We start from the raw sequence: 13,315 nt of genomic DNA, 5'->3' as shown, positions 1-13,315 counted from the left end.
TAGCACAAAAGTAGCAATAAAAAAATCCGTCTTGCATAAAAAAACAACAAGACGGATGGATATGAATTAAAAGTGAATTACACTTTCATTATTTCTGCTTCTTTAAGAACTAAAACTTCGTCAATTTTTTTAATAAAAGAGTTGGTTAACGTTTGTACTTCTTCTTCTGCGCCTTTGCATGCATCTTCTGAAGTTCCGTCTTTTTCTAATTTTTTAATATCAGAGTTGGCATCTTTACGAGCATTGCGAATGCTAATTTTTGCATCTTCCGCTTCAACTTTAGCTTGTTTAGCTAAATCTCTACGACGTTCCTCTGTCAATGGCGGTACACTTATAATAACTACATCACCATTGTTCATTGGGTTAAAGCCCAAATTGGCAATCATGATCGCTTTTTCGATTGTATGCAACATATTTTTTTCAAAAGGCTGCAACGTTATTGTTCTTGCATCAGGAACGCTAATCTTTGCTACTTGGCTCAACGGTGTTGCAGACCCATAATAATCAACAAAAACGCTTCCAAGCATGGCTGGAGAAGCTTTTCCTGCACGAATATTTAAAAAAGCTTTCTCTAAATGCGCAACCGAATCACTCATAGATTCTTGGGTACTCTCTAATATAAAATTTATTTCTTCGTTCATTTTTTTAGTTTTTGGTTTCAATCTCCGTATTCAGTTGTGCAAACGTCAACTGTTTTTGGGAGACTTATATATTAACTACAGTTCCAATATTTTCGCCTTCGCAAATTTTTATTAAGTTGTCTGTTTTATTCATATCAAAAACGACAATTGGTAATTTGTTTTCTTGACTCAATGTAAATGCAGTACTATCCATTACGTTTAGTCCTTTTTGCAATACATCTTGAAAAGAAATAGTCTCGTATTTAATGGCATTTGCATTTTTTTCTGGATCACAATCGTAAATACCATCGACTCTGGTTCCTTTTAAAATAACATCAGCATTAATTTCGATACCTCTTAAAACAGCAGCTGTATCAGTAGTAAAGTACGGGTTTCCCGTTCCTGCACCAAAAATTACAATTCTGTTTTTCTCCAAATGGCGAACGGCTCTTCTTTTAATATAAGGTTCAGCAATTGCTTCAATCTTAAGTGCAGTTTGCAAACGAGTTAACATTCCTTTGTTTTCAAGAGCACCTTGCAATGCCATACCATTAATAACAGTGGCTAACATTCCCATATAATCACCTTGCACTCTGTCCATTCCAGAACTTACGCCAGAAACACCTCTAAAAATATTTCCTCCACCAATTACAATCGCAATTTCCACTCCTTTATCGTGAATCTTTTTGATTTCATCTGCATATTCGCCCAATCTCTTAGGATCAATACCATATTGTAAATCACCCATCAAGGCCTCACCGCTTAATTTTAGAAGAATTCTTTTGTATTTCATTTGTTTGTCGCGTTTGTTTGTGCAAATATAGACATATTCTAATTTTTTAAAATAATCTTTACTAAAATTAATTATTCTTGTTAGAATTGCTTTGTGTGATAAAAGTCATTTTGAATTCTTTTTAGTATATTTAAGTTTGTAAGACATTAAAAAATAAAATTATTATGAATAGTACTGTAGCTAAATCCTTGTTTGCGAGTCATTCGTACGAAGAATATAGAAAATTGGTAAGCGACTTATTGACTGAAGGTAAAGTAACAGGTGATGAACAATCGGAAGATTTAGTAAACTATGCGACTTTAAATGAAAAAAGAATGAGTCGTTTGGAGAAAACAATTGTGATCGCTGACGAAGTCAAAAGCGGAATCGAAGATTTAAAACACGATTATATTTGGTTGGTAATCTCTGAAGGATGGTGTGGTGATGCAGCGCAATTGTTGCCAATTATGCATAAAATGGCTGAAATTGATTCTAAAAAAATAGATTTACGAATCGTTTTAAGAGATGAAAATCCAGAGTTAATGAATTATTTTTTGACTAATAACGGAAAAGCAATTCCGAAGTTAATTGTAATAAATAAGGAAACATCATTGGTCGAAAATCATTGGGGTCCGCGTCCTGCAGGTGCCGTAAAATTAATCAGTGATTATAAAAAGGAATTTGGAGTCGTTGATGAAACGGCAAAATCGGACTTGCAATTGTGGTATTTACACGACAAAGGTCTAAGTACCCAAGCAGAAATTATGGAGATCATGAATTACGTAGATCAGAAGTAAGAATAGTATTTCTTAGAAAAAATAAAACCCATTGCGAAACATACGTTTTGTAATGGGTTTTTATATTGTGATTTTTAAGCTAAACTTTTTTCAAATGCTTCAACATCAATGGCATCTTTTACATTGTAGTCACCAATTTTCGTTCGGCGCAAAGCTGTTAAATGTGCGCCAGATTGCAATGCTTTTCCAAAATCAAAGGCCAACGAGCGAATGTAAGTACCTTTGCTACAAACGACTCTAAAGTCAATTTCGGGCAACTCAATTCGGGTAATTTCAAATTCGTTGATCGTCGTTTTTCGGGATGCAATTTCTATTTCTTGACCCGCGCGAGCGTGTTCATACAAACGAACTCCATCTTTTTTAATTGCCGAATATATAGGTGGTTTTTGATCAATTTCGCCTAAAAACTGTGGAATGGTTTCGTTAATTAACGCTTCAGTAATGTGATCAATTGCAAAAGTTTGATCAATTTCAGTTTCCAGATCATAAGATGGCGTTGTTCCTCCAACACAAATGGTTCCGGTATATTCTTTGGCTTGTCCTTGCAATTCGGTAATTCTTTTAGTGAATTTTCCCGTACAAATAAGCAATAAGCCAGTCGCTAAAGGATCTAAAGTGCCTGCATGACCGATTTTAAACTTTTTGGGAAGTCCGATTTTGTTAATTAAAGCGTACTTTAATTTATTTACCGCTTGAAAAGAACTCCATTTTAGGGGTTTATCTACCAGAAAAATTTGTCCTTCTTGGTATTCTTCTATTGTTAATGGCTCCATTATTTAGTTGAATAAAAATAAATTAACAATGCGATTCCAATGATTATTCGATACCAACCCCAAAATTTAAATCCGTATTTTGCCAATACATTTATAAAAGTTTTTACTGCCAGTAGGGCAATGATAAAAGCAATAATATTTCCAATGATAAATAAATAGATATGGCTTTCATCTTGTAAGATCATTTCATACCCTTTCATTTCGGTTGCGGTTCCTTTGCCCCAAGTTTTTACAAAAACAGAATATACGGTTACGGCCAACATGGTTGGAACTGCTAGAAAGAAAGAGAATTCGGCTGCTGCTCTTCGGCTTAAGCCTTGTGTCATTCCGCCAATAATTGAGGCTGCAGAACGAGATGTTCCGGGCATCATGGCCAAACATTGCCAGAAACCAATGATCACTGCTTTTTTAATACTGATTTCTTTTTCGTCGTGAATTCGAGGGTTTTTAAACCAATTGTCTACAAATAAAAGCACAATTCCGCCTAAAATTAAAACTGTCGATATGGCGATTTGGTTGCCTAAAACGGCTTCAATTTTATCGTCAAAAAGATAGCCCAAAACCAGCGCAGGTACAACAGCACAAGCTAATTTGATATAAAAATCAAAGTTTTTAAAATCAAAGAATTTTTTCCAATACAAAACGACAATGGCTAGAATAGCTCCAAACTGTATTGAAACTTGAAACATTTTTAAAAATTCTGATTCTTCCATTCCCAAAAGAGCCGCAGTAAAGCCCATGTGAGCGGTCGATGAAATCGGCAAAAATTCGGTCAATCCTTCCATAATAGCAAGAATGATGGCTTGTATTGTATTCATTTATCAAATGATCAGTGATCAGTATTTTTTAATAGGTAGTAAATATAGTGGCACTTTTAAAAAAGAAGCTGCTAGATGTTTGTACTATTTACTTTTTTGTTGGGGTTTTTAAGAATGGCATAAATGGTAATTCCAAAACCAATTAAAACGGCGGTTGGTGCCAATCTAATTCTTCTAAAGTTAAAAATGGCTTCATTAAAAACATTTGGATCATCGCTTCCGCCGCCACTCATTAAAATAAAACCTAAAGCAATTACGCCAATTCCGATTAAAAGAATTTTATAATTTACTTTATCAAAAAGAAATTCTTGATTGGTTTGTTTGTCTTTCATTGTGTTGAATATTTGTGAACTATCAATCAAAAAAATAAGATTGCTAGCTGTTTATGCTTAGTGTTAATATAAATCGTCTGTTCTCAAGTTCAAGAAACGTTGTGTTGCAAAGTGCGTACTCAACCAAGTAATCAAAATTCCGACTCCTAAAACGGTTAATAATACAAATGCAATTAAAACCTTGTCATCAAGAATGCCTAAACTTGGGAAATTGGTATCTAAGTAAATCAATACACCAATCAATGCCAATATGGCTAAGCCAGCACCAATCATTCCTAATTTTACACTTCGCATTACAAAAGGTCTTCGGATAAAAGATTTTGTCGCACCTACCATTTGCATGGTTTTAATGATAAATCGGTTAGAATGTATGGATAGTCTAAGGGAACTATTAATTAATAAAACAGCAATTACGGTTAAAAAACCACTGATAATTAAAATCCAGAAACTTACTCTTTTAATGTTGTCATTAACCAAATTAACCAATTGTTTATCGTAAACAATATCCGAAATCATAGCGTTTTTGCGAAGACTTTTTTCGATTTTAGCGATGCTGTCTTTTTCAACATAATCGGCTTTTAAATGAATGTCATAAGAGTTTTGCAATGGATTTTCTCCTAGGAAAGTCAAAAAATCTTCTCCAATAATATCAGTGTGCTGTTTGGCAGCTTGGTCTTTAGAAACATAAACATAGCTTTTTGCATACGGCACTTTTTTTAAGTCGGCGTCAAAAGCTTTTACAATACTATCGTTGGCGTCGTTGTCAAAGAAAACCGTCATTGCAATTTTTTCTTTAAAATCATCGGCTAATTTTTTAGAATTAATAACGAATAATCCTAAAACACCCAATAGAAATAAAACCAGAAATACACTAAGTACAACTGAAAAATAAGAGGAAATTAACCTGCGTTTTTGAAATTTATCAAAAGAAGAACTCATAGTTTATCTGAATTTTGACGTAAAAATAATAAAGAATTTCTTTATATGAAGCTAATAACGGTCAAAGTTTTGACTTTAGTGCTTAAAGTTGAATTTAAGAAGGAATTGTAGCTCTTTTTTAAAAATCAAAGCAATTTTCAAGTAAAATAGAGATTAGATCACTGCAATTAAAACCATAATAGACGAATTGTTTTTGTAGCACGTACAATAAATGTAAATTTGCATTTTTATAATTTATAGTGAGCAAATCTTCAACGCTTTCTCACTTTGCAACTCAGTACCTTAAAGATGAAATACAATCCGAACGAAATAGAAGCCAAGTGGCAACAATATTGGGCAGAAAACAAAACTTTTGCAGCACTAAACAATTCAGACAAACCCAAGCATTATGTACTAGATATGTTTCCTTATCCTTCTGGAGCAGGGTTGCATGTTGGACATCCGTTAGGTTATATTGCCTCAGATGTGTATTCGAGATTCAAAAGACACCAAGGTTTTAATGTGTTGCACCCAATGGGTTATGACAGTTTTGGTTTGCCAGCGGAACAATATGCCATTCAAACCGGACAAAGACCAGAAGACACGACGCGTGTAAATATTGACGGTGGTGTGGATAAAGAAGGCAATCAAATTGCAGGCTACAGAAAGCAATTGGACAAAATTGGATTTTCTTTTGATTGGAGCAGAGAAGTGCGCACTTCTAATCCAGATTATTACAAACACACCCAATGGATTTTTATTCAATTGTTCAACTCGTGGTATTGCAAAAAACAAAATAAAGCTTTTGATGTAACAGAACTTGTCAAAGTTTTTGCGGAAGAAGGAAATGTGCTGGTAGAGGCAGTTTGCGATGATCAGGTAGCAATTTTCACAGCCGAAGAGTGGAATGCTTATTCGGAAGAAGAGCAAGAAAAGATTTTATTAAAATACAGATTAACGTATTTGGCAGAAACCGAAGTCAACTGGTGTCCAGGATTAGGAACGGTTTTAGCCAATGACGAAATTGTAAATGGCGTTTCAGAACGTGGCGGTTATCCAGTTATTCGTAAAAAAATGACACAATGGAGCATGCGCATTTCGGCTTATGCGGAACGTTTACTGCAAGGACTGAACGATATCGACTGGAGCGAAAGCATCAAAGAAAGCCAGCGAAATTGGATTGGAAAATCAGTTGGAGCTTCGGTAGATTTTAGTTTGCAAAATTTAGATGGGACTATTTCAGTTTTTACTACGCGTCCCGACACTATCTTTGGAGTTACATTTATGACTTTAGCGCCAGAACACGAATTAGTTTCTCAAATTACAACTGCAGAGCAAATAGCAGCAGTTGATGCCTACATCGAAAAAACGGCGAAACGTTCTGAAAGAGAGCGCATGGCAGATGTTAAAACGATCTCGGGAGTGTTTACAGGAGGATATGCGGTACATCCCTTTACAAAAGAACCAATTCCGGTTTGGATTGGTGATTACGTATTAGCGGGTTACGGAACAGGGGCGGTTATGGCGGTTCCTTGTGGTGACGAGCGCGACTATGCTTTTGCCAATTTCTTTAACGGACAAAAGGGAATGCCAGCGATCAAGAATATTTTTGATCAAGACATTTCACAATCCGCGTTTGGATCGAAAGATGGCTTTAAATTAGTAGAATCTGATTTCTTAGACGGTATGGGTTATAAAGAAGCGACTCACAAAGCTATTGCTGAGTTGGAGGCTATTGGACAAGGAACAGGAAAAACCAATTACCGATTGCGTGATGCTGTTTTTTCTCGCCAAAGATATTGGGGAGAACCTTTCCCGGTGTATTATGTAAATGGTTTACCCAAAATGATTGATGCCCAACATTTGCCTATTATTTTGCCAGAAGTAGCCAATTATTTGCCTACCGAAGAAGGTTTGCCTCCTTTAGGAAATGCAACAGTTTGGGCTTGGGATACGGTGAATAATAAAGTAGTTGCAACAGATTTAGTAGATAATAAATGTATTTTTCCTTTAGAATTAAATACTATGCCGGGTTGGGCTGGTAGTTCTTGGTACTGGATGCGTTATATGGACGCCAATAACGAAACCGAATTTGCTTCGGCGGAAGCCCTAAAATATTGGGAAAGTGTCGATTTATATATTGGAGGAAATGAACATGCCACTGGTCACTTATTGTATGCGCGTTTTTGGAATAAATTTTTAAAAGACAAAGGTTTTGCACCAACCGAAGAACCCTTCAAAAAACTGATCAATCAAGGAATGATTTTGGGAACTAGTGCTTTTGTTTATAGACTAGAAGGAACTAATTCTTTTATATCTAAAAATAAAATAGAAGGTCAAAATGTTCAGCCAATCCACGCAGACGTTTCGATGGTCAATGCTTCAGATGAATTAGATGTGGAAAAATTCAAAGCTTGGAGAGAAGAGTATAAAAATGCAGAATTTATTTTGGATGAAAACGGAAAATACATCGTTGGTCGCGAGGTAGAAAAAATGTCCAAATCCAAATACAATGTAGTTACTCCGGATGATATTTGCACTGAGTACGGAGCGGATACGTTGCGTTTGTACGAAATGTTTCTTGGTCCTTTGGAACAAGCGAAACCTTGGAATACCGCTGGAATTTCAGGTGTTTTTGGTTTCTTGAAAAAATTATGGCGTTTGTATTTTGATGAAAATAATTTAATTATAACTGATGAAGAACCAAACAAAGACAATTTAAAATCGTTACACAAAACCATCAAAAAAGTTGTCGATGACATTGAGAATTTTTCTTTCAATACCTCAGTTTCACAATTTATGATTTGTGTAAACGAATTGTCTGCTCAGAACTGTCATTCTCGTGCCATTTTAGAACCGTTGGCAATCGTAATTTCGCCTTATGCGCCACACATCGCTGAGGAATTATGGTCGTTATTAGGGTATGAAGGTTCGATTGCTACAGTTCCTTTTCCGGTTTTTGAAGCCAAATATTTGGTAGAATCAGAAAAAGAATATCCAGTTTCATTCAACGGAAAAATGCGTTTCACGCTAAAATTACCTTTGGATTTAACCAAAGAGCAAATTGAGGAAATCGTTATGAAAGACGAAAGAACGCTAAAACAATTGGATGGCAAAACGCCAAACAAAGTGATAATTGTTCCAGGAAAAATCATCAACTTGGTTGGATAAATCACTAATCACTAATTATAAATTATTGATTGTGAATGATTAATTTTAGTTGATGTCATTCTATATATAGATAAAAATCCAGATTCCAATTGTTGTTGGCATTTGGATTTTTTTGTTTCTGTATAACTATCTTTTGCGGAGATGTTTACTGTATGTATTTAGACACTTTTGGTTATTCTTTGATTGCTGTTGTAATTGCTTTTTAACGAATGTCAATATGACATTTTTATACTTTGGTTCACAATTTGCTCTTTTAAATGAGTAACAGAAATAGAATTTTAAAAATTTAAAATATGGGAAGTAGCTATTTAATACTTGCGGGTATAATCATGCTTTTTAGTTGGTTAGTGAGTTCAAGGCTAAAAAGTAAATTCGAATTTTATTCGAAAATGCATTTGCAAAATAATATGACGGGCGCAGAAATCGCTGAAAAAATGTTGGCTGATAACGGAATTAGAGATGTTCGAGTAATATCCACGCCAGGAAGGTTAACCGATCATTACAATCCAACAGATAAAACGGTAAATTTAAGTGAGGCGGTCTACAGTCAAAGAAACGCAGCTGCGGCAGCGGTTGCGGCTCACGAGTGTGGTCATGCTGTGCAACATGCGGTGGGTTACGAATGGTTAACGATGCGTTCGAAATTAGTGCCAGTGGTAAATGTGGCGTCAAGCTTTATGCAATGGATTTTATTGGCCGGAATCTTATTGATGAACGCTTTTCCAGAACTGTTGTTATTCGGCATTGTACTATTTTCGGCAACAACATTGTTTACAATAGTAACGTTGCCGGTAGAATATGATGCGAGTAATCGTGCATTGGCATGGCTAGAAAATAAAAGAATGTTAACGCCACAAGAACACGCTGGCGCCAAAGATTCGCTAAAGTGGGCTGCACGAACGTATGTCGTAGCGGCAATTGGTTCTATTGGTACTTTGTTGTATTACGTCTCTATTTATATGGGGGGAAGAAGAAATTAATTAGATATTTTTAAAACACACGAAAGCCAGAATGACATTTAAAATCACGCTGGCTTTTTTATTTGTGGTTTTACTTTTGTGAGCTCTTTTAATGCTGGAGGATGTCGTGCAACTTTATCCAAATAGATGCTTTTAAAAACAATACTATTAAAGAGTAAAAGTGTATAGTTTACGGTGAGTTTAGAACCCAAAATACTTCAATTTAATCTTTTTAGATCGTTATTGATGAATTATCGCTTCTGAAATGTCGATTTTATTAGTAATTAGCCGGATGGGATTTCTAGCAGCTTTCATAAATATCGCATTATTTTGTTTGCCAACGTCGATTGCTACAAACATCTAATTGATTATCAAATGTGGGCGAATTAGTAATATTTCTGCATAAAAAAAGCTGCAAATCTTGCAGCTTTATTATTTTGGTTGAGCAAAAAAATTATTTTCCTTTATTTGCTTCCACTATATATTTTTCTAATGCCATTGTCATAGATGGATTTCCTGGCGTTGGCGCCATGATGTCAATTCGCAAACCGTGCTCTAATGCTTCTTTTTGAGTTGAAGTTCCAAAAACTGCAATTCTAGTTTCGTTTTGTTTAAAATCAGGGAAGTTTTTGTACAATGATTTAATTCCAGTTGGACTGAAAAAAGCCAACACATCATAATAAACATCTGCCAAATCAGATAAATCACTCATTACAGTTTTATAAAAAATAGCTTGAGTCCAATCTACTTTTAAATTATCTAAGGTAATAGGTGCATCTGCATTCAGTTGATCTGAAGCGGGTAATAAGAATTTTTCGTCTTTGTATTTTTTGATAAGTGGAGACAAATCGGCAAAATCTTTTGCTCCAACATAAATTTTACGTTTTCTGTACACCACATATTTTTGCAAATAAAATGCGACAGCTTCCGACTGACAAAAATATTTTAACGTTTCTGGAATTTTATAACGCATTTCTTCAGCCACTCTAAAAAAGTGGTCCACTGCGTTTCTGCTTGTCAAAATGATCGCAGTGTAATTATTAAGATCTATCTTTTGAAGACGGATTTCCTTTGCGTTTACTCCTTCGACATGGATAAAAGGTCTAAAATCAATTTTTATCTTATGCTTTAATTGTAGCTCAAAGTAAGGAGAGTTTTCTACTTTAGGTTCCGGCTGAGATACCAAAATTGTTTTCACTTTCATATAATAATATTTTCTAAATATTGCCCTTTGTAAACAAATAATACATGAAATAATAAGGAGCTATTTCAAGTGCGCAAAGATACAAAATAAAATAAAACAACTTACCGATAATTGCATTTTGATAGGTTTTTATTGAAATAATATAAGCAACCATGCTAATTGTCAAAGCAACTATCATAATTATTAACGGAACATTAGTAGAAAATCCATCATAATAGAACAAAATCGCATTAATCGGCAGTAACAAAATTCCGATATAGGTTCGATACGTGACTTTTTGAAGATTGAATTGCTCAATAAACTCTTCCATATTAAAGGAAGTGGCTATTATTTTTTCGACTAAATATTTAGAAACAATAAAAAAGAATAAGAAAGTAATAATTTGGATGTAAAGCAGCCAGTCAGTTTTTGATGCATATCCAAATATATTTAGGGTAAGCAGAATAAAAAAAGCGAACGAAATTATTTGTACAAAAAACAATGAAGCGGTAAAGCTACTTTTTAGATGACTGCTGTCGCGATAAATTTTGGCATATTTATCTGAAAATATTAACCTAGAAAAATCATTAAAACGATTCTCGTAAACAGACTTTGTTATGGCGATAATAGCAAAAGCAACCACAAACAAAACAGTTGCCCAGTCTTTGTTTTCGGTGATTCGTAATTGAAGTTCTTCCATCATAATGCGGCAAAATTAGTAATTTTTTGGTTCAATACTTTTATTATAACTGTATTATCAAACATATATTCTTAAAATAACATAATATGGCGTTACAAGACTGCGTCGGTGTTCCTTTTAAAACAAATAGTACCTTGATATCAATCAAATGCTATAAAAAGTTTACTTTTGCTTTGCAATTACTCAAAAAACATGAATGATTCTGTTGTTATAATTCCAACCTATAACGAAATTGAAAATATAGAAAGTATAATAAGGGCAGTGCTTTCTCAGCACAAATCTTTTCATATACTTGTTGTCGACGACAATTCTCCCGATAAAACGGCCAAAAAAGTGGAGCAATTGCAAAGCGAATTTGGAGAACGATTGTTTATAGAAAACCGCACAAAAAAAGCAGGTTTAGGAACCGCTTACGTTCATGGATTTAAGTGGGCCTTACAAAGAGACTATCAGTTTATTTTCGAAATGGACGCCGACTTTTCTCACAATCCAAACGATTTAGAAAAGTTGTACGATGCGTGTCACTTTGGTGGCGCCGATTTAGCAATTGGTTCTCGTTATGTAACGGGTGTAAACGTAGTCAACTGGCCTTTAAGCCGTGTTTTGTTGTCTTATTTCGCCTCTGTCTACGTCAAATTTATTACTGGGATGCAAATTCACGATGCGACCGCTGGTTTTGTTTGTTTTAAAAGAGAAGTTCTAGAAACGATCGACTTAGATAAAATAAAGTTTGTAGGTTACGCGTTTCAAATCGAAATGAAATACAGAACTTTTTGCGGAAAGTTTAAGATCACCGAAGTTCCGATTATTTTTACCGATCGAACAAGAGGGGTTTCAAAAATGAGTAATGCCATTATTAAAGAAGCCATTTTTGGTGTAATTGCACTGCGAATAAGAAAAGTTTTTAATACTTTATAAATAATAAAATGAGTAGAATCTTAATTAAGAATGCTAAAATAGTAAACGAAGGGACAATTTTTGAAGGTGATTTGCTAATTGAGAATGACTTAATTGTAGATATTTCCGAAAGCATAAGTGCTAAATCATCTGATTGTACGATAATTGATGCCGAAGGAAATTACCTGATTCCAGGTATGATAGACGACCAGGTGCATTTTAGAGAGCCAGGTTTGACGCATAAAGGAGACATTGAATCAGAATCTAGAGCAGCTGTTGCTGGCGGAATTACTTCGTTTATAGAGCAGCCTAATACGGTGCCTAATGCAGTTACTCAAGAAATTTTAGAAGAAAAATATAAAATTGCAGCCAATAATTCGTACGCGAATTATTCATTTATGATGGGTGCGACCAACGATAATTTAGAGGAAGTTTTAAAAACAAATCCCAAAAATGTAGCTGGTATTAAAATATTTCTGGGTTCATCGACAGGAAATATGTTGGTGGATGATGAAACTACTTTAGAAAAAATATTTTCGAGTACCAAAATGTTAATTGCTGTTCATTGCGAAGATGAAACTACCATACAAGAAAACTTAACAAAGTACAAAGAAGAATATGGAGATGATATTCCGGTAACGGCGCATCATTTGATCCGAAGTGCAGAAGCATGTTATTTGTCTTCTTCAAAGGCGGTTGCGCTTGCAAAAAAGACTGGAGCACGCTTACATATCTTTCATCTTTCTACCGCTCGTGAAATGGAATTGTTTACCAATAAAATTCCGTTAGAAGAAAAGAAAATTACATCCGAAGTTTGTGTACACCATTTGTGGTTTACCAATGACGATTACGCAACCAAGGGAAATTATATTAAATGGAATCCAGCAGTAAAAACAGCTGCAGATCGCGATGCATTGTGGGAAGCTTTGTTAGACGATCGCATTGATGTTATTGCGACAGACCATGCACCACACACGAAGGAAGAGAAAAAACAAAATTATCTAAAAGCACCTTCTGGTGGTCCGCTAGTGCAACATGCAGTAGTTGCACTATTTGAGGCGCACCATAAAGGGAAAATTAGTGTGGAGAAAATTGTCGAAAAAACGGCACACAATCCAGCTAAAATTTTTAAGATAGAAAAAAGAGGATTTATACGAAAAGGATATTTCGCCGATTTGGTAATCGTAAATGCAGGAATGCCTTGGAGTGTTAAGTCGGAGAATATATTAGCCAAATGTGGGTGGTCTCCTTTCGAGGGATACACCTTTAAATCTAGAGTGACACACACTTTTGTAAATGGTAAATTGGTTTACAATTCTTTTAAAGTAAAAGATATTCGAGCTGGAGTACGTTTATTGTTTGATCGTTAAATTGT

At 34.8% G+C, this 13,315-nt stretch carries 13 protein-coding genes; 5 read left to right on the top strand and 8 right to left on the bottom strand.

Annotation, left to right across the window (positions count from 1 at the left end):
• Positions 1–77: 77 nt before the first annotated feature.
• Both frr and pyrH read right to left on the bottom strand, forming a co-directional pair.
• Positions 78–641, bottom strand: a complete 564-nt coding sequence (frr, locus tag AP058_RS12550) for a ribosome recycling factor (RefSeq protein WP_066313408.1) — start codon at positions 639–641, stop codon at positions 78–80.
• 64 nt (positions 642–705) lie between these two features.
• A complete protein-coding gene (gene pyrH, locus AP058_RS12545) occupies positions 706–1,413 on the bottom strand; it encodes a UMP kinase (RefSeq protein ID WP_066311400.1) in 708 nt (235 codons plus the stop codon).
• 164 nt (positions 1,414–1,577) lie between these two features.
• On the opposite strand from pyrH, the gene AP058_RS12540 reads away from it, so the two are divergent.
• Complete coding sequence (locus AP058_RS12540) at positions 1,578–2,189, top strand: thioredoxin family protein (RefSeq protein ID WP_066311398.1); 612 nt, start codon at positions 1,578–1,580, stop codon at positions 2,187–2,189.
• Between the two features lie 74 nt (positions 2,190–2,263).
• Here AP058_RS12540 and truB read toward each other — a convergent pair whose 3' ends face one another.
• From truB to AP058_RS12520, 4 genes are all read right to left on the bottom strand, one after another.
• Entirely contained in the window at positions 2,264–2,962 is a 699-nt protein-coding gene (truB, locus tag AP058_RS12535; protein WP_066311396.1) for a tRNA pseudouridine(55) synthase TruB, read from the bottom strand.
• Positions 2,962–3,780 (bottom strand): undecaprenyl-diphosphate phosphatase, encoded by an 819-nt coding sequence (locus AP058_RS12530; RefSeq protein WP_066311395.1) that lies wholly within the window; start codon positions 3,778–3,780, stop codon positions 2,962–2,964. Before AP058_RS12530 ends, truB begins: the two co-directional genes overlap by 1 nt.
• A gap of 71 nt (positions 3,781–3,851) precedes the next feature.
• The gene (locus AP058_RS12525; RefSeq protein WP_066311390.1) at positions 3,852–4,112 is read right to left on the bottom strand and encodes a DUF3098 domain-containing protein; all 261 of its coding nucleotides are present in this window, start codon (positions 4,110–4,112) and stop codon (positions 3,852–3,854) included.
• Positions 4,113–4,175: 63 nt separating this feature from the next.
• Entirely contained in the window at positions 4,176–5,051 is an 876-nt protein-coding gene (locus AP058_RS12520) for an ABC transporter permease (RefSeq protein WP_066311388.1), read from the bottom strand.
• Between the two features lie 288 nt (positions 5,052–5,339).
• Between AP058_RS12520 and leuS the strand changes: the two genes are divergently transcribed.
• Both leuS and AP058_RS12510 read left to right on the top strand, forming a co-directional pair.
• The gene (gene leuS, locus AP058_RS12515; protein ID WP_066311386.1) at positions 5,340–8,201 is read left to right on the top strand and encodes a leucine--tRNA ligase; all 2,862 of its coding nucleotides are present in this window, start codon (positions 5,340–5,342) and stop codon (positions 8,199–8,201) included.
• Between the two features lie 293 nt (positions 8,202–8,494).
• Entirely contained in the window at positions 8,495–9,181 is a 687-nt protein-coding gene (locus tag AP058_RS12510; protein ID WP_066311380.1) for a zinc metallopeptidase, read from the top strand.
• Between the two features lie 433 nt (positions 9,182–9,614).
• On the opposite strand, the gene AP058_RS12505 is transcribed toward AP058_RS12510, so the two are convergent.
• Entirely contained in the window at positions 9,615–10,364 is a 750-nt protein-coding gene (locus tag AP058_RS12505; RefSeq protein WP_066311376.1) for a uroporphyrinogen-III synthase, read from the bottom strand.
• Positions 10,365–10,377: 13 nt separating this feature from the next.
• Positions 10,378–11,046 (bottom strand): DUF4271 domain-containing protein, encoded by a 669-nt coding sequence (locus AP058_RS12500; RefSeq protein WP_066311370.1) that lies wholly within the window; start codon positions 11,044–11,046, stop codon positions 10,378–10,380.
• 189 nt (positions 11,047–11,235) lie between these two features.
• Here AP058_RS12500 and AP058_RS12495 point away from each other — a divergent pair, with 189 nt between their 5' ends.
• Positions 11,236–11,961, top strand: a complete 726-nt coding sequence (locus AP058_RS12495) for a polyprenol monophosphomannose synthase (RefSeq protein ID WP_066311362.1) — start codon at positions 11,236–11,238, stop codon at positions 11,959–11,961.
• 8 nt (positions 11,962–11,969) lie between these two features.
• The gene (locus tag AP058_RS12490) at positions 11,970–13,310 is read left to right on the top strand and encodes a dihydroorotase (RefSeq protein WP_066311355.1); all 1,341 of its coding nucleotides are present in this window, start codon (positions 11,970–11,972) and stop codon (positions 13,308–13,310) included.
• The last annotated feature ends 5 nt before the right edge of the window (positions 13,311–13,315 follow it).

Origin of the sequence: Flavobacterium sp. TAB 87 (assembly GCF_001529295.1) — a bacterium.
Lineage (GTDB): Bacteria > Bacteroidota > Bacteroidia > Flavobacteriales > Flavobacteriaceae > Flavobacterium.
This window is presented reverse-complemented; position numbering and strand designations above follow the sequence as displayed.

Bases quoted from the DNA above. Each gene is read 5' to 3' on its own strand.
- frr (WP_066313408.1), bottom strand. From the start codon at position 641: ATGAACGAAGAAATAAATTTTATATTAGAGAGTACCCAAGAATCTATG.
- pyrH (WP_066311400.1), bottom strand. From the start codon at position 1,413: ATGAAATACAAAAGAATTCTTCTAAAATTAAGCGGTGAGGCCTTGATG.
- AP058_RS12540 (WP_066311398.1), top strand. From the start codon at position 1,578: ATGAATAGTACTGTAGCTAAATCCTTGTTTGCGAGTCATTCGTACGAA.
- truB (WP_066311396.1), bottom strand. From the start codon at position 2,962: ATGGAGCCATTAACAATAGAAGAATACCAAGAAGGACAAATTTTTCTG.
- AP058_RS12530 (WP_066311395.1), bottom strand. From the start codon at position 3,780: ATGAATACAATACAAGCCATCATTCTTGCTATTATGGAAGGATTGACC.
- AP058_RS12525 (WP_066311390.1), bottom strand. From the start codon at position 4,112: ATGAAAGACAAACAAACCAATCAAGAATTTCTTTTTGATAAAGTAAAT.
- AP058_RS12520 (WP_066311388.1), bottom strand. From the start codon at position 5,051: ATGAGTTCTTCTTTTGATAAATTTCAAAAACGCAGGTTAATTTCCTCT.
- leuS (WP_066311386.1), top strand. From the start codon at position 5,340: ATGAAATACAATCCGAACGAAATAGAAGCCAAGTGGCAACAATATTGG.
- AP058_RS12510 (WP_066311380.1), top strand. From the start codon at position 8,495: ATGGGAAGTAGCTATTTAATACTTGCGGGTATAATCATGCTTTTTAGT.
- AP058_RS12505 (WP_066311376.1), bottom strand. From the start codon at position 10,364: ATGAAAGTGAAAACAATTTTGGTATCTCAGCCGGAACCTAAAGTAGAA.
- AP058_RS12500 (WP_066311370.1), bottom strand. From the start codon at position 11,046: ATGATGGAAGAACTTCAATTACGAATCACCGAAAACAAAGACTGGGCA.
- AP058_RS12495 (WP_066311362.1), top strand. From the start codon at position 11,236: ATGAATGATTCTGTTGTTATAATTCCAACCTATAACGAAATTGAAAAT.
- AP058_RS12490 (WP_066311355.1), top strand. From the start codon at position 11,970: ATGAGTAGAATCTTAATTAAGAATGCTAAAATAGTAAACGAAGGGACA.